The following is a 19,493-nucleotide window of genomic DNA, read 5'->3' as shown; positions in this document are numbered from 1 at the left end:
AGCTTCGTCGTAAATTTAAGTAGACAATAAAAATCCTAGCCTCATACCATTTACCCATGTGTCTAATGGAAGGTTATTGTTGGGAATGGTTCTAAACTATTCCGCCCGACTAACGTTACAATCTTTATGAACTTTTAAATAAACTATAATTTACTTATCTAAATAAGAGGGTGTGTTTTTGATAAAAACACACCCTCTTTGTGTTATTTACCCTGTGATTTCGATTGCGATTTTAAGTGCTATTTTACAATTCGCACTCCAAAAGTAAAACTGTTAATAATTATGTTGCTATTTTAGGTTTACAATATAAAACTAAAATGATAGAATAAAACTGTATTAGGTGTACTATATATAATAATACAGTTAATACAAAGGAGGGTGAATATGTTTGAACTAGATTTAAGAAGTAGGCTTCCTATTTACGAGCAATTGGTAGATAAGTTTAAGGAACTTATAATAAGTGAAGTTTTAAAAGCTGACGAACAACTTCCATCAGTTAGAACCTTAGCGCAAGAGTTAACTATAAACCCAAATACTATTCAAAAGGCTTATAGAGAACTAGAAAGACAGGGATATATATACTCATTAAAAGGAAAAGGAAACTTTGTGAATAGGTCCATACAAAATGTTAACTCAGAAAAGTTAAATAAGTTAAAAGAAGAACTAAAAAAGATACTATCAGAAGCAATTTATCTTGGTATGAAAAAAGAAGAAATAGCAGACATAGTTTGCGAAGTAGACAAAATGGTAAAAGGGGGGGAAATCCATGATTTTGATGAAGAATGTAAGTAAAGCTTATGAAAATGTATATGCTTTAAATGATGTTAATTTAAGTATAGATAAAGGGTCAATTTATGGTCTTATAGGATCAAATGGAGCAGGGAAGACTACTCTTTTAAAAATTATGAGTGGTATTTATAAGCAAGATAGGGGAAGTGCATTAGTAGAGAGTGAACCTGTGTTTGAAAATGTAGATATAAAGTCAAAACTTATATTTATTCCAGATAATCCTTATTTTTTTCCACAATATACAATAGATGATATGGCAAAGTTTTATATGAACGTTTATGAAAGCTTTAGCAGTGAAAGATATAAAAAGCTAAAAGATGTTTTTAAAATTGGAACTAATAAAAAAATATCGAGCTTATCTAAGGGGATGAAAAGACAGGTTGCATTTTGGCTAGCTTTATCTATAATGCCAGAGATTTTAGTTTTGGATGAACCTCTTGATGGACTTGATCCAGTTATGAGACAAAAGGTTAAAAATCTAGTTATTCAAGATGTAGCAGATAGAGAAATGACTGTAGTAATATCTTCCCATAACTTAAGAGAGCTCGAGGATATGTGTGATCACATAGGTATATTACATAAAGGTAATGTTATAGTTGAAAAAGATATAGATGATTTAAAATCTGATGTTCACAAAATACAGGTTGCATTTAAAGAAGATATACCAGATGAGTTTTATAATAATTTAAATATTGTTTATAAAGAAGAAAGATCAAGTGTAAGAATTTTTGTTGTTAAGGGATATAAGGATGAGATAATAAAACATTTTAAACAATATAATCCTTTAGTTTTAGATATATTGCCTTTGACTTTAGAGGAAATATTTATATATGAAATGGGGGATGTGGGATATGAAGCCAAAAACATCATTTTTTAGTAAAGGGATATTTATCAACTCTATAAAGCGATTTTCTTGGATAGGAATAGTATACTTTATAGCTTTGTTTTTAGCAGTTCCTATGAAGATTTTAATGCGATACGATAAGGATTTTAAGCATATTGATAGATCTATTAATAATATTTTTAGCTTCAATCCAGAAATACAGGCATTGTTAATATTAACTGTACCAGTTTTAATGGCTATAGCATTATTTACATATCTTCATAGTAAAAAGTTGGGAGATTTAATTCATTCTCTTCCTATAAAAAGGGAAAAAATTTATGATAATTATATAGCTATAGGGATAATGTTTTTAATAATTCCTTTAATTATTAATGGGATAATTAGCATAATACTGAATTTAAGCTTGAACTTAGATAAGTACTATACTATAAACGATGTACTAGTATGGATTTTAATAGCAGGTATTATTAATATCACAGTTTTTTTAGTAAGTGTTTTTGTAGCTATGATTACAGGCACTTCAATAGCACAAGGAATATTAACCTGTATAATTTTATTTTTACCTTTTGGCTTAACTGCGCTTTTAGTTTACAACATACAATGGTTTTTATATGGATTTAGTTTAGATTATTATTTACAACCAAAGGCAGAACTACTATCCCCTATAATAAGGTCATTTGCACTTTGGCATCAAAAGTATCCAATGACATTTACAGAAGGATTTATATATATATCAATATGTATAGTATTATACTTTTTATCTAAGTATTTATATAAAATTAGAAAAGTAGAAGTTTATTCTAATGTCATTTCATTTCCAGCACTAAAACCTATGTTTAAGTATGGAATAACATTTTGTACTATGCTATTGGGTGGAGCTTATTTTGGTCAAACTCAAGATAGTATAAAGTGGGCATTGTTTGGATATTTTATAGGTTCGTTAATAGGATATTTTGTTTCACAGATAATAATTAAAAAGTCTTTATATGTTTTTAAGGATATAAAAGGATATATTATATATTCTTTTGTAATAATCTTAGTGTTGATCGGCTCTAAAATAGATATAATTGGATATGAAAAATACGTTCCAGCACTTAATGATGTAAAAAATGTGTATTTTAGCGAGTATGGATATCAATATGATGAAAATAATAAAGTAAAATTCTACTCAGATAGAAAAAATATCGAAAATATAAAAGTATTACACAATAAAATTATTAAAAACAAAAACAAAAGCAACAATGAAATAGATAATAAAAGAGATGTTAGGTACATGACATTTGTATATGAGTTAAAAAGTGGAAAAAGGGTAGCTAGAAGTTATGAAATTCCATATAAAAACTATTTTAGTTATCTTAAGCCTATTTATGAATCTAGAGAGTACAAAAAAATTAATTATGAAATTTTAGAAATAGACGGCAAGGATATAGATAAGATTGTAATCAATTCAAATGTAGATCCATCTAAAAATATGAATTTAGTTGATCCTGATGAAATAAAAGATGCTATTGAAAACTTAAAGGCAGACATAAATAATGCAACCTATGAACAAATGGTAGATAATCAAGAGCCTGATGCTCATATTAGTGTTTTATTATCAAATGGAAAAGAAATTTATTTTTCATGGCATAGGAGCTATGAGAAGTTTGAGAATTGGCTAGATAAAAAAGGATATATAGAAAATGTAAAAGTTATGCCAAAGGATATCAGCCACGTTATTGTAGAAAAAAGAAGCAGTGAAGATGTTTATGGTATAGAGGAAAACAAGAGTAGTGATAGTCTAAAAATAACTGATAAGAGTCAAATTGACACTTGTTTAAAAAGCTATACTCAAAGAATCGATGAAGAAACTGAGTATATTATAGGTTTTTATTTAGATAATGGAGGCAGTATTTCAGCTACATTTGATAATAACAATATACCTGATTTCGTTAAACATTATTTTAATAAATAATATATAAAAGGTTCTACTATAGGGGTGGTAGTAGATTAATATATTAATAGATTTTATAAGGGGTGTGAGTTTTGGTTGTTATTTTTTATCATGTACTAATTTTTATTTTAGCTATATGCACTATTTCTGCAGTAATACTAGGGAAATCAACATTTATACTTATAGGGGTTTCAGGAATAGCATTTTGTATAGCTGGTATATTAAAAAGAAATTTAAAAAGAAGTTATAAAATAGTGGATTTTTTATTTGTTATATCATCTTTAGGAATTACATTACCGTTTATATATAGATTTATAAGATAGAATAAGTAAGTGGCCTACTAGAGGTCACTTACTTTTTATGGAAATAGAGGTGTAAGGGAAAACATATACAATATATTAAGTATTCATATTGTATTAAAATAAATAGATTTAAATGCGTTATACATAATATTAGATTTAGTATATAATCAAACTATAATTTACTATTAAAGGCTATAAGAAACTTAGTAATATTCTAATTGTACAACACAGAGTGTTAAGGAGTGAAAGGGGTATTGTATGAAGAAAAATTATATTATTGTGGTTTGTGCATTATTAATATTAGGAAGTATAGCATTATTGGGATTTAATAAGGCAAGTACGCTTAAAGAAGATGTTTCTTTAAGAAATTCAATAGTTGAGGTAGTACAAAAGTCAAATGAAATTGATTTTTCTCAAATTACTAATTTCGAGTGGAATACTATGTATATATTTACATCATATTCAAGTCCTAAAGGTATATTAAAGGAAGATGGAATTACTACTAAAAATAGTAGATTTCGCATTGAACACCTTGATGATATAACTATGATTGGATTTATAGAATCAAATAAATTAGTCGCATTTGTAGAACTTCCAAGAAACTATGGCGAGGTTGATTTAAGCACATATGTTAAGTTTTCTAAAAAAGAAGCCAAATTCAATATACTACAAGATAAAAAAACTATTGTTTTTAAGAGGATTTAGGAATATCTATATATTAAACATTTATATATAAATATTCAAAAGAGGGATGTTTTATGGATATAATATTGATAATGTGCGTAATGATACATTCCTGTAATTTTTATAAATTAGTTACAATAATATAATTCTTTACAAACACTATATATGGTATAATGTATTGTACAAAAAACTATATATAGTGTTTTATTATATTTAAATATGAAATGTACGGTTTGGACTGTTTGATATGAATTATAAAATAATTAGTCTGAGGACTTGTAAAAAATAAATTTTGACAAAATATAATAAATTTATTGACTATAAAAATAATGCTACTATAATAATAGTATCAATAATTATTAGCACTCTCAAACAGTGACTGCTGACAATGAAATTAAGAAAGGGGGTATTATTTATGAATAGAAAACAAACTGGAAATAGTATTTCAACAAAAGCATCAAAGGTGTTAACAAGTAACCAATCATCAGCAATTCAAAAGAAACTTGCTGGTTCAGCGCTATCTCAAAGCAGCACCAAGAAACAAACAAGTAAAGAAATGGAAACAGTAGCATCAAAAGTATTGCAAAGTAACAAATATAATGCAGATACAAAAGCATTAGCTGGAAGTGTTTTATCACAATCAAATAAGAAAAGATAACAGGGGGACAATGAATGACTTTACAACAACAATTTGAAAAATTTAATAAAAATATTAAAATGGACTATGATGAAAATAGTGAATTAGCTTCAAAAAGGGATATATTAGTTAATAAATTAAGGGAAGATGAGAATTTACCAAGTTTTACGGTAATTAATCAAGGTAGTTATGCAATGTATACAGGTGTAGAGCCTTTAGATAATAAAGATTATGACATAGATGTTGGATTAAGATTTAATGTAAATAAAGGTGACTATAAACCATTAGAACTAAAGGAAAAGGTTCATGAAATTCTTAAAGACCATACTGACTATGGAGCAGAAATTAAACAACCTTGTGTTACAGTAACGTATAAGAAGAACGGAGATGCTGGTTATCATGTAGATTTAGTAATATATTCTTATGAAGACAAGAATGATACTAATAGCCAAATATATCTTGCGAGAGGTAAGAGTGGTTCAAGGACAGAAAATAAGAAATGGGAAGAAGCAGACCCAATGGGATTGAAAGATGAAATTATTGGTAAGATTGACAACGAAGATGAAAGAGCTCAGTATAGAAGAATTATTAGATATCTTAAAAGATGGAAAAATATTGAGTTTAATTCTAATGGTAATAGTGAACCCCCGGGAATTGGTATAACCTTATTGGCTTATAAGAAGTTTGAGTCTAAGTATGAAACAGACTTTGTTACCTTATCAAGAACTTATAATGATTTAGAAGCTTTAATTTCATTAGTTAAAGGGATTAAGGGAATGTTTTCATATAAAACATATGAAAATGGAAGGTTATTATATAGGATTAAATTGAATTTACCAGTAACACCAGAAACAGATGTATTCTTTAAGATGACTGATATACAAATGACAGACTTTAAAGATAAAATTGAAGAATTATTAAGCAATTTAGAGGAAGTAAAAAATGAGGCTGAAGTTGTGGATCAATGTGAAAAGTTAAAGGTTATATTTGGAGATGACTTTGAAGTTCCAGAAAAAAAAGCTACTGCTAAAAAACAAGCATATATGTTTGCCCCTAACAGTTCCTCAGGAGGAAGGTAGTTTTATTATGGTTGAAAGAGCGGTAGAAGTATTAAGGACAATAAGTTCAGTTACTGATATAGAAGAAACTAGTGGGGTAAGTGAATTTAGGAACAGGTTATACGAAGGCATAATTAAATTCATCATACAAATAGAAAAACAAAAGGTAGGTATAGTTATGGCTATACCTTCTGATTGGGAAAGAAGTTTAGTTGATATATTTATAGAAAATTATATAAACTTTGAGTTTATACCCCATATGTATAAAGAAGGTCAGATTTGTTTATTTGATTTAGAAGGTATACTAATTAATGCTAACTATGATGGACTTATAATAGAAAGTGTAAATAGGTTAGAAAAAATATTGCTTGAAGGTATTAAAGGAACTAATAAATTTGAATTTATTACAGAGTTTGATGCTTATTGGAACCAACAATCTAACATAGGGATAATTAATTCTTCTGTATTATTGGAAGATAAAATAAAAAAAATAAAATATATTTACAAACATAAATTAAGTGATAAAACGTTTAGCCTATCAATAGCAGATAAAGAAGAAGAATTAGAAAAGTTAGGTAAATATAGCACAATAAAGAATGCTGTCTATGTAAATATAAACGCTAATGATTTTATATATCCTCCAGACTGGAGAAAAAAATTAGATATAACATATATTAATCAATTATTGAATATAGGTCAAATAGAATATCAAAAGGTTAGATCTGTAATTAGAAACATTAGTAATGAGCTGCTATTATTTATTAATATAAATCAACCGAATGGATTTAGTACACCAATAGCTATACTTGTAAAAGATTATAATGAAAATTTAATTAAACATAACAAATACTTTCAATTAAATATAGGATGTAAATGTACACCACTTGGGGTTTGTAGGAATGATTCCGAGTATCTTGTAAGGCGAGGAGGGATATTTACAGATATAAAAGATAAGAAGGTGTTAGTAGTAGGTTGTGGTTCTATTGGAGGATATTTAGTTAGCGAATTAGTTAAAGCAGGGGTCACAAATCTATGCTTAGTAGATAGAGATATTCTATCAGCAGACAATATTTATAGACATTTATTAGGTTTAGAATTTGTAGGTCAATATAAAACAAAAGCTATTATAAAATACTTGGAAAATAATATACCTCATATAAAAATGAAAAGTTTTGAGGAAAATATAGAAAATTTAATTGAAGATTATAAATTAGATTTTGAGGAATTTGACTTAATAATATCAGCTACAGGAAATCATAATGTAAATAGATGGGTTAATAATTATGTTATTTCTAATAATGTAAGCGCTCCTGTAATATATTTATGGAATGAAGTATTGGGAATAGGAAATCATGCTTTATACATAGACCTTAAAAATAAAGGGTGCTTTGAATGTCTAATAGGACAAGATGAGTATGGGCTTTATGATAAAACATCTTATTGCAAGAGAGGGCAGATTTTCACTAAAAAATATAATGGATGCCATTCAACATTTCTACCATTTGGGTCTATACATTCGCTAAAGACTGTAGGTATGGGTGTAGAACTAGCTTTAAAGTATTTTAATGAAGAAATAAAAGAAAATTATCTAATATCTCAAAAAGGAGATGATACTTACATGAAAAAGGAAGGACTATTAACTTCAGATAGGTATAAGTATCAAGAAAAAGATACTTGGAAGTTAAGTGGAACAGCATTTGAAAATAGAGAATGTAGTAGCTGCTGTAAAGAGGAATAATTATGAGTGTAATGATATCAAATGTGGGATATAAAATTAAAATTAAAGATGAGGTTATTGAAATATTGAAATCCTATAGGCAACTTAATATAGATGATTGTGAATCAGGCGGTATGCTTATAGGATATGAAGTCTTAAATGGGGATATTATCATTGAATATGCCACTAAACCCTTTAAAAGAGATAGGAGAAAAAGATTTTCATTTGACAGAGTAGATAAAAAACATAATAAAATACTAAAGTCAATTTGGGAAACTCAAGGGAACATACATGTATATATGGGTGAATGGCATACTCACCCAGAAAATTACCCTAATTATTCTTTCAAGGATAAGGAAAACTGGGTTAAAATTGGAGAAAAAATGAATAAAGAAAAGTTTATTCATTTAATTGTAGGGAATAAATCTATTGGCATATGGGAATATAATCCCTATAATAAAAAAACAATAGCAATAGGAGAAGTAAAATATGCAAAAAATTCAAAGGACTTGGAATAAAATAGCTAAAATAATTGTTAGTATACCTATTAAATCTATAATTATAGCAATGACACTAAGTGGAGTAAGCGCTTTAATGTGTTATATTCCACAAATTGCAGGACACCTAAAAGATACTTCAAATAAATTAGAAAATGATTATATAAGGGGAATAATTACTTTTTTTATAGATATTAATACTTTAACTAATGAGGCTAAAGTACATATAAAAATCATTGAAAATCTAATTTTTTATTTAATGTTATCGATATTTATACTGTGTATAATAATAATTATAATAAAATGTATATATGCTAACAAAGAACTAGTTGATAAATTAATAATTGGTCATTCCAGCATGTCACAATCACAATTTAGTGTAGAAACTGATGGTGAATATAAAGTTGAGTACATAGATTTAATTGATGATATGAAAGATACAACAAGTGGCTATGATAAAATAAAATATGCAGTAAATAAGCAAGATAAATTTGTGGACGCATTTAAACGTAATATAGATGATAAACATGAATATGGGTATATGGGTATAGCTCATACTCCACTGATACTTAGGATGGGAAACCAGATAGGTGATGAAGTTGCAATGAATTTATTTCATAAAAGTAGAACAGAAGGTATTGGTGTATTTGAAGAATTAAATAAAAATGACAATTTCAAGGACTTAACAATTTCAACTGAAGTTTTGGATAAAAATAGCGATGAATTAATAGTTGGGCTATCAACAACATTCACTATCAAATATGATGAACTCAATGTATTTGAGCCAGATGATAAAAATATACTTATATTTAGCAGTGAAGAACTAGGTTATGATGTGATTGAAAGTATAGTACAAGTAAAACATTATGTTAAATATATAATGGATAATGTAAGAAGAGCTGTAAAAGATAAAAACATTACTAAGATTCATATGATCTTATCAACATCATCTGTAATGACATTTGCTTTAGGTCAAGCTATAAGCTTAAATAATGACCCTAATGTTACTATTTATCATTATGATATAAACAATCCAAGAAAATATACTTGGGGAATAGATTTATCTAAAGGTTGCGATGACTGTTTAGTTGTAACTAATAATTTATCTCAAGTTAATGATTAATATAAAAAGATATAAGAATAATAGTTTAATTAACCTATTTTCCTATATCTTTTTTTGATTATAGTTTTAGTTTGCAGAGGCTACTTAATTAATAAATATAAGTTTTTGGCTGTGTTTTAGCATAGTATTGAATTTAATTGTATAGTAAAAGGAGAAGAACTTATTTAAATAGTGTATTAAAATGATTTTGACAGGCTTTTAATCATAAAATAAGTGTATGTATGCTAATCTTTGAAAGCAATATTTATTACTTCACTGTTTGTTTTGTTTTTGTTGAAAGAAGAGGAGGTTTTTTCAAGTTCTCTCAATCTTTTTTGAGCCTCCTCTTTTTGACTTCTCAATAATTCCGTATTAGTTTGTGAGTTAGATAATAATTCTCTTAGTTTTTGATTTTCTTGGATTAATATCTGAGATTCAAAATCCCTAATTTGTAATTTTTCTATTATTGTGTTTAAACTAGCTACTTTTTTCTGCAAGTCCTCTATAATCTTTTCGTTTGGGTTAGCAACAAAGATATCATCAGAAGCTGTTTCGATATAATTCTTTAAGATTTCATTATTGTAGAGTGTTTGCCTTGAAATCTTAGCACCATTTGACACAGATAAAAGATTAGGCTTATTTTTTGTTAAATCTCTAAGTTCGGTTTCAAGATTATTCTTCCTAATTTCTATATCTGTAATAAAAAATTCAATTTTATCTAGATACTTTTTTATTGTAGGTTTTAATTCGTCATAGTTTACATTAATCTTATATAATCTATATTTTATTTTTTCATCTAATTTGCCCATAAATTAGCCTCCTTATAAATCGAATCATAATTGTCTATAACAGATATTATGTTTGGGTGTTCGTTTCTAATTGCTTCTAAACCTTTAGTCTCTAATTGTTCTTTCAATTGTTTAAGTTCTGGAAGGAGTCTATCTTTAACAATAAAGGACAATTTTCTTTTTTCGTGTTCAGCCTGTCTTTTAAAGCCATTAGTTTCATTATGTTTCATTGTTATTAACAAGTTCTGAAATTCTTTATATGTTATATCAATCATCCAGTATAAATGAAAATGATTAGGACAAATGCCGGACGCACAATAAAATTCATCTGTATTGCTGTCTTTACTACAAGGGCGTTTAGGTCCAGATTTTATACAAAGACCACTAGCCTTTAGCTTTATTGGTATCCTTCTTTTTAAAGAGGAAACTATCGAAGCAACATCTTTATCTACGTTATAGTTATTCTTTTCAATAAACTCTTCTATTTTACTCATAAGCTGATTTGTTCCATCGCCTAATGGTTTTACTCCATCTTTTATAATATCTGTTAAGAGTGCAGTAGAGAGTTTATCTTCTTCTTCAGTACGTTCTGGTCTCCTAATGTAGTAATCCGTCACATCTTCTGTTAAGTGACACATATAGTATTGTATTACATCTATAGGTACGTTTTTATAATATAATTCGGTGCATACATGCACCCTAAATTGATGAGGAGTGATGTAGGAAAAATAGTCACTATCTTTTAATTTACTCAATTTAGATTTTTTAGGTATGTTATTCTTTTTATATACACCAATATTAACGCTTTTAAGTTCTGGATAGTCATTTTTTTTGTTAATACAATTAATTTCATTCCTATATTCTAATAGAAAATATTTAAGTCTTTTTTCTACTTGTCTAGTAGACAGAGGAAATTTATTAACTAAATCAGGACAAATTAGCCAATCAATACCCAATTTCTGTCTCTTTTCAGAATATAAATTTGCTAATGTAATAAAGGCATTATGAGTTAAGTCATTAACATAGGTTTTTCCCTCTGAGTAGGAGTTATTTTCTCCTCTTTGGCCAGATTTAGGAGAAATATAGGTCATAAAATAACAAGTTTTAGATCCATCCAATATCTTGATTTCTTGCAGAAAGCTAGTCTTTAATAACACTATTTCAGAGGATCTTAACCCTGTTTGGGAAAGTAGTACTATCATGCAAGCAATAGCTTTATCGTCAGCATTTACCTGATTGTTATTCATAACTCTAATTGCTGTTGACAAAATTTGATTAAAAAGTATTTTAGGAATATCTGGCGTTTTTGAGCCTTCTTTTTCAATTATCATAAGCTCATTATCTACCTTGGTACGGGTAAGTTTTTTTAGTATAGAAGAATAATCTAATTCTTCTATTTTTCTGGAATAAAAAGAGAGAAATTCGAATATCACGTCTTTTTTCGCTTCTACAGTATTTTTCTTTAAAGTTCCTTTCTTCGAAAACTCACCAGATTCTAAAGCTGATACATAATCGTCAATTATTTCAGTTGACAGTGTAGAAAATGAAATAATTAAGTTGCCATACAAGAAAGAACAGAACTGACGCAAGTGCGCTAGATTACCATTACAGGTTTTAATACTTTTATAACCACTTGTAGCTATATCATACATAAAAAACTTTATGACATCTTTAAAATCATCTGGTATTTCAGTGAAATTTAAAATATATTCTCCTCTATTTGATGCATTTACATTAGAGTCGATAAGGGGGGAAAAATCCCACGTATCTGATGAAAAATATATTTCTAAATCAGTGAAAGGCAATCTGTCCATTTCTTTAATTTTATTAAATATATCACTAAGGGTATTTGAAGGGTTATAAATATGTGTATTGTATTCTTGACTATTTAACAACACCGCCTCAGTAGCTAAAAGATTATTAATCATTTTTAAAATTCTCCTTTAATGTATATAATCTTGCAAGATACGCACTAAATAATCTTTTTAATGTGTAAAGGTGCTCTTTTTCATGCTGTATACTTTCTTTAGAAATTTTGCCATCTAATTCCTCAATTTTACTCTCAAAAAAAGGTATTCTATCTAAAGTTACAACAATCCCATCACATAAGAGGCAATTTAACAATGGATGTAGGGCTATACACGTATCTTCTTTACAAAAACCACATCTGTCTTCAACTTCAGAACTCTGATCGAAGGTTGTATTAATTTGATTTAGGATATTCCCTTTAATGTCAACATCTCCGATTATAACACCATGAGTTGCTTCAATAAAAGTTCTAATATCTTTGTCAATATAGTGTTTATTGGTAGTATCTATATTAGCGTGACCTGTTAGAATAGACTCTTGAACACGACTTAGATTATTTTTCTTAACAAATTCTCTAGCTTTTGTCATATGAGTATCTCTTAAATTTCCTGACGAAAAATTTTGAAATCCAAGTTCAGCACACTGCCTTTTAAGAAACCTATTAAAAGCGTTTATGGTTATTATATGAATTTGATTTTTATATTTTCTTCTAGATTGAGTTAGAAAGATACAATCTTTTAACAGTGGGTCGGTGCATTCCGTTCTTAAATTTTCTGTATGTGATATGGCCTTATCTAAAAGTCTTTTAGCATAAGGACTTATATGGTCTTGTTCTATTTCTCCATTACTAAGTTTAGTGTTAGTACAAATCATAAATTGCCCTTCCTTCATTCCTTCTTCTATCTCTGATATTTTTAAGTTTAGTAGTTGGCTAACTCTAATATTAGTTTCAACCAATAAATGAAGCAACACAAAATAAAGGAAATTTTCGAATGATTCATCTACTATATCTAACATCTTAGATTGTAGTGAGAACAAGGCTTTATCTGGAATGCTTTCTCCACCATCATATCTTCTTGGGTTTTTTGTTTTCAAATATTCAAAGCAAAGATTTTGAACTGATAAATAAGATTTATCTTTGCCTAAGGTTAGAAAACCCTTCAAAACAGAATAGTGTTCAGAAAGTGTTTTTGGGGATTTACAATTCAAAAGCAAATTACTTCTCCATGTATAGACATCTGCTGCGACAATTTGATTATACATAACTTCATCTTGAGGATTTTTTATATATATTTTTTTAAAATTACTTATAAAGTTTAATGTTCTTGTCAAATGTGAAGAAACTTGAGAAACGGCTGTTGCTAAATTAGAGTCATGTACCCAAAGATATTCCTTAGCTATTTGGCGATAAAATGCATTTTCAATTCTACTAAAATCTATAGCAAAATATTTGTTTGGTCTCATACGCGTGGATTTATATTCATGACCGTTAGGGCAAATAACCCATTTATCGATAGTGGGACTAGCCTCCATTTTGTTGTATAAAACTAATGTGTGTCCACTAGAATAAAGCTCTGCAAAATCTGTTCTTTGTAACATATTTTTATCAATAGGATCACCTATTTTGAAAATATTTTCGCCATCTGGATAGGTAAGTAGATGTAAATAAAATGTACTTACATACCTTCTACAATATTTACTAATAGGGGAAAAAAATTCAAATTGCTTTTTAAAAATAGAGTAATTAAAATCTGTTATTGAAGTAAAACCTTCAATTTCTTTACAGCTATCAATGAAATGTGTGAAAAATCTTTCGTCGTAAGACTCATTAAAACTATTATTTTCGCAAAACTCACTTAATAGTTTGATAATAAGTTTATTAGAAGTATTTAAAGCTATAAGTTGCCAAACTGTTGAAGGTCCTTGGTCATAGCTATGTATTAAGAAGAGTTGGGATTCCGTAATAAATGTAAGGAAATCAATTACTTTTTCTTGCTTTATAGATTGCTTATTCAATAAAGCATCTATAAATTTAAAATACATCTTACTTAATTTATTACGTACTTCTATATTTTCATAGCTAGTTTTATTGCTAGTAGAATATCTTTTAAACTTAACTAAATAAGCAAAGAACATTCTTAGAGCCTTAATACAACAGTAGTCCTTGCGAGATTTTAACTCAATTCTACATAGCTCTAAGAATTTTTGTGGAGTTAGCTCCAACATAGATAAATTCCTTAAAACTATTAAAAATTTAGGTAAAGAAGTGGAGTTAATCGACAAATTGTTTTGCTCAGCATACTCTAAAAAATCTCTAACTACCATTTGTAATTCTAAGTCTTTAAATTTATTGAGTGAATTTAATATAGGGTCAACTTCTTGGGTAAATGGTTTGGAATTATTAACAGCATCGAAAAAATCAGCCACTTGCTTATAAGGTATAAACTTTTGAAATAGAAGAACATCAAGAAATTCCTCATATTCTTTACGTGAAAATACTTTTTTTATATCTTCTGAATATTCGATAGGATATTTATTAAATTTAACTAAGTAACAAAAAAATAATCTTAGGGCTCTAGCATAAGAACGGCTAGGCGAAGAATTGATTTCTGCTAAACAGAATTCATGAAACTTAGTTAAGTTAAGTTCATTAAATTTAACATACCTTACGTGAACTAAAAATTTCCTTGCACTGGATTTTCCACATGCTAAGGTCTTTTCACTATCAAGATATACCAAAAACTCTTTTGATATTTCTTGCATTATTGGGTCTTCTATTGAATTTAAATAGGTATTGCATAAAGAATCAGTTGTTAAGTTACTCATACATTCTCCCTTCTATTAATCTTGGCAACAAATCAACTAAAGTTTCAGAGAATTTGTTGTGGATTTCAGCAATATCTTCATCAGTAGGATTATAATATATCATTGCAGAAGCAAGTGATGCGTGTCTTAATGCTTTCTCCAATTGTAATGGCTGTATGTTGTGATATTGAACCAAATACATTGCAAATCCATGTCTAAATCTATGATTTAAATTGTTCTTTTTAATATAGGTATCTACAACTATACCAGCTTTTTCAAATATATCCCTGATAATTTTATTCCAAGTAGATATATTTAAAGGCTTTCCTAAACTGTTGATGAAAATATAGTAATTTTCTTTAAAAGGTTCACCATTATTATCAATGAATTTTTCAGGATCGACAATATCGGTAATAGTATATTTTTCATAATTTTTTTCAAATAAACTTTTTGATTTATCAGCTACTTTGTAATAGCTATCATGACTATCGTTGATATACTCATCGATTAAATCAATGAGATTAGTACTTACGAAAGCTTTTTGTACATCTGTTTTATATGCACTTGTTTGATAGGTTCGTCTATTGGTTACTTTAATACGCCTTTTAGCATGTTGATACTTTTTATCAGTAAATCTGTTTCTAATGTAAATGACACCACTATCAAACTCTGCACCGGTTCGTTCATTAATGAGGTGCTCATTCTTAACATCCTCAGCGGTTAATCCTAAAACCTCTCCAATTCTTAAACCACCCTCAAACATCAATCTAACTATACATTCTTCTCTAATGCCATAGTCCCTACGAACAACGTCCATAATCTTATTAAAATCTCTCACGGAAATATAAACTGGCACTTTAGCCTTTTTACGTGTTGGTTCATTCTCCTCATAAGATTTATGAGTTACGGTAGCTCCACTTTGTGCTATGGTTATCTCTGAAACATTTACCGGTGATACATTGAATAGGGGCGAATCATCTATGTTAAGATATTGCATATATTTTCTATATATACTAAGATATAGATTAATAGTTTCTGCTGTTCTATTAGTAGATAACTCAAAAGAAATCATAGCACCTTTAGGAGAAATACCTTTAAGAAATTCTTTAAAACGTCTTATATCAAATTTAGTTAAACTATCTATTTGCAAATCAAACATTTCTAGATAACTATATAAGAGTTTTAAAGCCGATAAGGTTTGAATTATAGTGTTTACTGACTTTGTGAGCAACTCTTCATTTATAAAGCCAAAAGCAGGTGAGATAGGTTGTAATTCACTATCATATAAAAGATAATAATCTCTATTCCTAATCTTTTTGCTAATAGATGTTATACAAATCTCTTTAAGCAAAGAACTTTCACCAGTTTCGTTGTTAACTAAAAAAACTGAATAAGCATTGTTTGCCGAAGAATTTTTCGTAGATTCTTTTATTAGTAACACATTGTCCCTCCTAAATAAAATAAGCTTATATAAGCTTATCATATTGTTTGAATTTAGACAAGTTCTAAAGTAATCATAATGGTTTATATTGAGAAAATTTAATAATAGAACAAAATTTAGGATGTATAATATTGTCTAAATTGGATTAAGATGTAAAAAGGTAGGCGAACGTTGATATATCAATAGGTCAAGATGATTTTAGACAATTACTATATTAATCATAATGGTAGATGAAGCTCATAACCTAGTGGATAGAGCAAGGGAAATGTATTCTTCTACTATAATTCAAGAAAAGTTAATTAAAGTAAAAAAGTTAATAGGCAAAAAAGACAAAAGGTTTACTAGAGCTATTAATGAAGTTAATTCATATTTCAAAGAAAAATTAAAAACACTAAATACATTAGGTGAAAGTCATTTAATAGAAGAGGAACCCCCAAATGATTTATATAATTCCTTAAGTGCCTTTATAAAAACTGCAGATGAATATTTAAGTGATAGTAATGATGATAATGAGGAATTAATGGATTTATATTTTGATATTCATGGATTTTTATCAATATCAGAACTTTACGATGAAAATTACGCAACTGTTTATCAAGATAACTTTGGTACATTGAGCATAAAGCTATATTGTGTAAATCCATCTAAGGTAATAATAGATAAAATGAAAAAAGCAAAATCTACTATAATATTTTCAGCAACTCTTATTCCAATGGATTATTTCAAGGATATGTATGGCTCGGAGGATACCGATTATATTATTAATTTAAGAAGTCCTTTTGATAATAAAAATAGATTACTAATGATAGGAGATAATATAGCTACAACTTATTCAAAGAGAAATGAAACTAGTGATGAAATAGTAGAGTATATAGCAAATTGCATAAAATCTAAAAAAGGAAATTACATGGTTTTCTTCCCATCATATAAGTACATGGAACTTGTATTTGAAAAAATGAGAGAAAACTATCCACATATAAATTCCGTAATACAGGAAAGTAATATGAGTGAAGAAGCTAAGGAAGAGTTTTTATCAATGTTTGATGAAGAAAACAAAGAAACTCATGTAGGATTTTGTGTACTTGGAGGGCATTTTTCAGAAGGAATAGATTTGACAAATGATAAGCTTATAGGGGTTATCATTGTCGGGGTAGGTATGCCACAAATAGGTATAGATAGGGATATAATAAAAGATTATTTAGATAAAGAAAATAAAGGATTTGATTATGCTTATGTTTATCCCGGAATGATAAAAGTACTTCAAGCAGCAGGACGATGTATAAGAAGTGAAGAAGACAAAGGAATAATATTATTGTTGGATAGTAGATATTCTCAAAGAAGATATCAAAGCTTATTCCCTTATGAATGGTTTCCAAATATTAGAGTGAGAAAAAGTGAAGATATTAAAGAAGAATGCGACAAATTCTGGAATAGATAAAAGTAAAGTATAAGCGCATAAAATAAATATATAGACAAATAATAGAGAAAATTAATAAAAATTGAAAACAAAGGGGTGAAAATATGAGTTCTTTTAAAGGATTATATAGTTTATGTAATGTATCGAGTATGTACGATATAGATTTAGATGTTTTAAGGGAAGGTTTAGGAAATAAATTTACTAATAACATAGATGTAAAGAAGTTTGGTGATACTTGGCTTATAACAGAAGAAGCTTTATTAAGAGAATTTGGATTTATACCTTTATTTGATCATGATACACACGAAGGTAGAGGTTTTTTATAAAAATTAAGTAATATAAAAAGAACTAGAGATTTCTCTAGTTCTTTTTTAAATATTTGTATAAAACTCAAATGAACCTCCAGGAACTTGTTTTGAAGCATACATAGCTTTATCGGCAAAATGCAGAAGGGTTTGTATATCAGTTGAATCATCTGGATAAATAGATACTCCTATACTTAAATTTATATTTATTTCTATATCACCTAATTTTAATGGTGATTTAAGATTTTCCATAATTCTTTTTATAAGGACTGTGCAATTTTCGGGGCTATTTATATAAGGTTGAACAATTACAAATTCATCACCACCAAGCCTTGCAATGAAATCTGCCTGCCTAATAGTGTTTTCAATGATATGAGCGGTTTGTTTAAGAGCGAAGTCTCCAACACTATGCCCATATGTATCATTAATTTTCTTAAAGTTATCTATATCAAATAGCATTACTGCAAACTTGAAATTTCTTCTATCTGCATGTTTTAACGTCAAATTAAGATGATTCATAAGATGATTTCTATTTGGTATATCGGTAAGTGAATCGTAGTTTGCAAGGTATATTATTTTTTCTTCTTCTATTTTTCTTTCAGATATATCTCTGACAATATGAATTCTTAATATGTTTTCATCTATTAATACACTTTTTACACTGATTTCAACTGGAAAACTAGTTCCATCTTTTTTTACATGAATGCATTCAAATGTAATTCCATTTTTATCAGCCTTATTCATTTGACCCTCAAACAAGTCGCTAGTTGAAGGATGCATTAAATCTTGTATATTTAATTTAGTTAGTTCACTTAAACAATACTCATATTTTAATACAGCACTCATATTTGCTTCCATTATATTGCCATCAACATCTGCATAAAAAATAACATCTTGTGCATTATCAAATAAAAGTTGATGTTTCTTTGTTATTTCATTTGCTTTTCTTAAATCGGTAATATCTGTAAAGAAAACAATTGCCTTATCCTTTACTAGACTAGAAACACAAATACTAAAGTACTTATCTGAAAGCTCATTATAAAGCTTAAATTCACAAGGTATTCCTAATTCTGAAATGATTTTATAAATATCAATCCAAAACTTGTGTGATTTAGGATTAAAATCTGAAACTGTTTTTCCTATAATATCTTCTCTATTAAATTCTGCCATATCTATGAACGTATTGTTAATTTCTAAAAATTTATAATCAATAATATTACCATCTTTATCGTAGATTAATTCATTAAAGGCAACCCCTTCACATATTGAATTAAAGAAAGACTCTAGGTAGTTATTACAGTTATTTCCGTAAATGAAATCTTTCCACATAATGATAATGTCTCCTCTTAAAAAATATTATATATA

The 19,493-nt window shown here is 27.9% G+C and carries 17 protein-coding genes; 12 read left to right on the top strand and 5 right to left on the bottom strand.

Annotated features, from left to right (window positions below):
- Window positions 1-384 precede the first annotated feature (384 nt).
- The 10 genes from BS62_RS04875 (at window position 385) to BS62_RS04830 (ending at window position 9,584) form a co-directional block, all read left to right on the top strand.
- Window positions 385-792, top strand: a complete 408-nt coding sequence (locus BS62_RS04875) for a GntR family transcriptional regulator (protein WP_496490130.1) — start codon at window positions 385-387, stop codon at window positions 790-792.
- Window positions 767-1,666 (top strand): ABC transporter ATP-binding protein, encoded by a 900-nt coding sequence (locus BS62_RS04870; protein WP_496490129.1) that lies wholly within the window; start codon window positions 767-769, stop codon window positions 1,664-1,666. Before BS62_RS04875 ends, BS62_RS04870 begins: the two co-directional genes overlap by 26 nt.
- On the top strand, window positions 1,641-3,587 hold the full coding sequence (locus BS62_RS04865) for a DUF6449 domain-containing protein (protein ID WP_496490128.1): 1,947 nt from the start codon (window positions 1,641-1,643) through the stop codon (window positions 3,585-3,587). Before BS62_RS04870 ends, BS62_RS04865 begins: the two co-directional genes overlap by 26 nt.
- Before the next feature lie 71 nt (window positions 3,588-3,658).
- Window positions 3,659-3,889: a hypothetical protein gene (locus BS62_RS04860; RefSeq protein WP_496490127.1), complete on the top strand. Its 231-nt coding sequence runs from the start codon at window positions 3,659-3,661 to the stop codon at window positions 3,887-3,889.
- 237 nt (window positions 3,890-4,126) lie between these two features.
- Window positions 4,127-4,573, top strand: coding sequence for a hypothetical protein (locus tag BS62_RS04855; RefSeq protein WP_496490126.1), 447 nt, complete (start codon window positions 4,127-4,129; stop codon window positions 4,571-4,573).
- Window positions 4,574-4,967: 394 nt separating this feature from the next.
- Window positions 4,968-5,210 carry a hypothetical protein gene (locus BS62_RS04850; RefSeq protein WP_496490125.1) on the top strand — a complete coding sequence of 81 codons (243 nt, stop codon included), beginning with the start codon at window positions 4,968-4,970 and terminating at the stop codon, window positions 5,208-5,210.
- Between the two features lie 14 nt (window positions 5,211-5,224).
- The gene (locus BS62_RS04845) at window positions 5,225-6,268 is read left to right on the top strand and encodes a nucleotidyltransferase domain-containing protein (RefSeq protein WP_496490124.1); all 1,044 of its coding nucleotides are present in this window, start codon (window positions 5,225-5,227) and stop codon (window positions 6,266-6,268) included.
- A gap of 7 nt (window positions 6,269-6,275) precedes the next feature.
- Window positions 6,276-7,985, top strand: a complete 1,710-nt coding sequence (locus BS62_RS04840; protein ID WP_496490123.1) for a ThiF family adenylyltransferase — start codon at window positions 6,276-6,278, stop codon at window positions 7,983-7,985.
- A gap of 2 nt (window positions 7,986-7,987) precedes the next feature.
- Window positions 7,988-8,482: a Mov34/MPN/PAD-1 family protein gene (locus tag BS62_RS04835; protein WP_496490122.1), complete on the top strand. Its 495-nt coding sequence runs from the start codon at window positions 7,988-7,990 to the stop codon at window positions 8,480-8,482.
- Window positions 8,454-9,584 (top strand): SAVED domain-containing protein, encoded by a 1,131-nt coding sequence (locus BS62_RS04830; protein ID WP_496490121.1) that lies wholly within the window; start codon window positions 8,454-8,456, stop codon window positions 9,582-9,584. Before BS62_RS04835 ends, BS62_RS04830 begins: the two co-directional genes overlap by 29 nt.
- A 224-nt stretch (window positions 9,585-9,808) precedes the next feature.
- Here the strand turns inward: BS62_RS04830 and BS62_RS04825 are convergent, their stop codons facing one another.
- From BS62_RS04825 to BS62_RS04810, 4 genes are read right to left on the bottom strand one after another with little or no spacing between them, the layout of a single operon-like run.
- Entirely contained in the window at window positions 9,809-10,372 is a 564-nt protein-coding gene (locus BS62_RS04825; RefSeq protein ID WP_496490120.1) for a hypothetical protein, read from the bottom strand.
- Window positions 10,360-12,279, bottom strand: coding sequence for a site-specific integrase (locus BS62_RS04820; protein ID WP_496490119.1), 1,920 nt, complete (start codon window positions 12,277-12,279; stop codon window positions 10,360-10,362). Before BS62_RS04820 ends, BS62_RS04825 begins: the two co-directional genes overlap by 13 nt.
- Window positions 12,272-14,986, bottom strand: a complete 2,715-nt coding sequence (locus BS62_RS04815; RefSeq protein ID WP_496490118.1) for a tyrosine-type recombinase/integrase — start codon at window positions 14,984-14,986, stop codon at window positions 12,272-12,274. Before BS62_RS04815 ends, BS62_RS04820 begins: the two co-directional genes overlap by 8 nt.
- On the bottom strand, window positions 14,979-16,406 hold the full coding sequence (locus BS62_RS04810) for a tyrosine-type recombinase/integrase (protein WP_496490117.1): 1,428 nt from the start codon (window positions 16,404-16,406) through the stop codon (window positions 14,979-14,981). The genes BS62_RS04815 and BS62_RS04810 overlap by 8 nt, the downstream gene beginning before the upstream one ends.
- Before the next feature lie 247 nt (window positions 16,407-16,653).
- On the opposite strand from BS62_RS04810, the gene BS62_RS04805 reads away from it, so the two are divergent.
- Window positions 16,654-17,844 (top strand): ATP-dependent DNA helicase, encoded by a 1,191-nt coding sequence (locus BS62_RS04805; RefSeq protein WP_496490116.1) that lies wholly within the window; start codon window positions 16,654-16,656, stop codon window positions 17,842-17,844.
- Between the two features lie 83 nt (window positions 17,845-17,927).
- Window positions 17,928-18,149, top strand: coding sequence for a hypothetical protein (locus BS62_RS04800; protein ID WP_496490115.1), 222 nt, complete (start codon window positions 17,928-17,930; stop codon window positions 18,147-18,149).
- Window positions 18,150-18,194: 45 nt separating this feature from the next.
- Here the strand turns inward: BS62_RS04800 and BS62_RS04795 are convergent, their stop codons facing one another.
- Window positions 18,195-19,457 (bottom strand): PAS domain-containing protein, encoded by a 1,263-nt coding sequence (locus tag BS62_RS04795; RefSeq protein WP_496490114.1) that lies wholly within the window; start codon window positions 19,455-19,457, stop codon window positions 18,195-18,197.
- Window positions 19,458-19,493: the final 36 nt, after the last annotated feature.

Source organism: Sporacetigenium mesophilum DSM 16796 (genome assembly GCF_059569055.1).
This window is presented reverse-complemented; position numbering and strand designations above follow the sequence as displayed.

Excerpts from the sequence above, each read along its gene's own strand:
- BS62_RS04875 (WP_496490130.1), top strand. The coding sequence starts at position 385 with ATGTTTGAACTAGATTTAAGAAGTAGGCTTCCTATTTACGAGCAATTG.
- BS62_RS04870 (WP_496490129.1), top strand. The coding sequence starts at position 767 with ATGATTTTGATGAAGAATGTAAGTAAAGCTTATGAAAATGTATATGCT.
- BS62_RS04865 (WP_496490128.1), top strand. The coding sequence starts at position 1,641 with ATGAAGCCAAAAACATCATTTTTTAGTAAAGGGATATTTATCAACTCT.
- BS62_RS04855 (WP_496490126.1), top strand. The coding sequence starts at position 4,127 with ATGAAGAAAAATTATATTATTGTGGTTTGTGCATTATTAATATTAGGA.
- BS62_RS04850 (WP_496490125.1), top strand. The coding sequence starts at position 4,968 with ATGAATAGAAAACAAACTGGAAATAGTATTTCAACAAAAGCATCAAAG.
- BS62_RS04845 (WP_496490124.1), top strand. The coding sequence starts at position 5,225 with ATGACTTTACAACAACAATTTGAAAAATTTAATAAAAATATTAAAATG.
- BS62_RS04840 (WP_496490123.1), top strand. The coding sequence starts at position 6,276 with ATGGTTGAAAGAGCGGTAGAAGTATTAAGGACAATAAGTTCAGTTACT.
- BS62_RS04835 (WP_496490122.1), top strand. The coding sequence starts at position 7,988 with ATGAGTGTAATGATATCAAATGTGGGATATAAAATTAAAATTAAAGAT.
- BS62_RS04830 (WP_496490121.1), top strand. The coding sequence starts at position 8,454 with ATGCAAAAAATTCAAAGGACTTGGAATAAAATAGCTAAAATAATTGTT.
- BS62_RS04825 (WP_496490120.1), bottom strand. The coding sequence starts at position 10,372 with ATGGGCAAATTAGATGAAAAAATAAAATATAGATTATATAAGATTAAT.
- BS62_RS04820 (WP_496490119.1), bottom strand. The coding sequence starts at position 12,279 with ATGATTAATAATCTTTTAGCTACTGAGGCGGTGTTGTTAAATAGTCAA.
- BS62_RS04815 (WP_496490118.1), bottom strand. The coding sequence starts at position 14,986 with ATGAGTAACTTAACAACTGATTCTTTATGCAATACCTATTTAAATTCA.
- BS62_RS04800 (WP_496490115.1), top strand. The coding sequence starts at position 17,928 with ATGAGTTCTTTTAAAGGATTATATAGTTTATGTAATGTATCGAGTATG.
- BS62_RS04795 (WP_496490114.1), bottom strand. The coding sequence starts at position 19,457 with ATGTGGAAAGATTTCATTTACGGAAATAACTGTAATAACTACCTAGAG.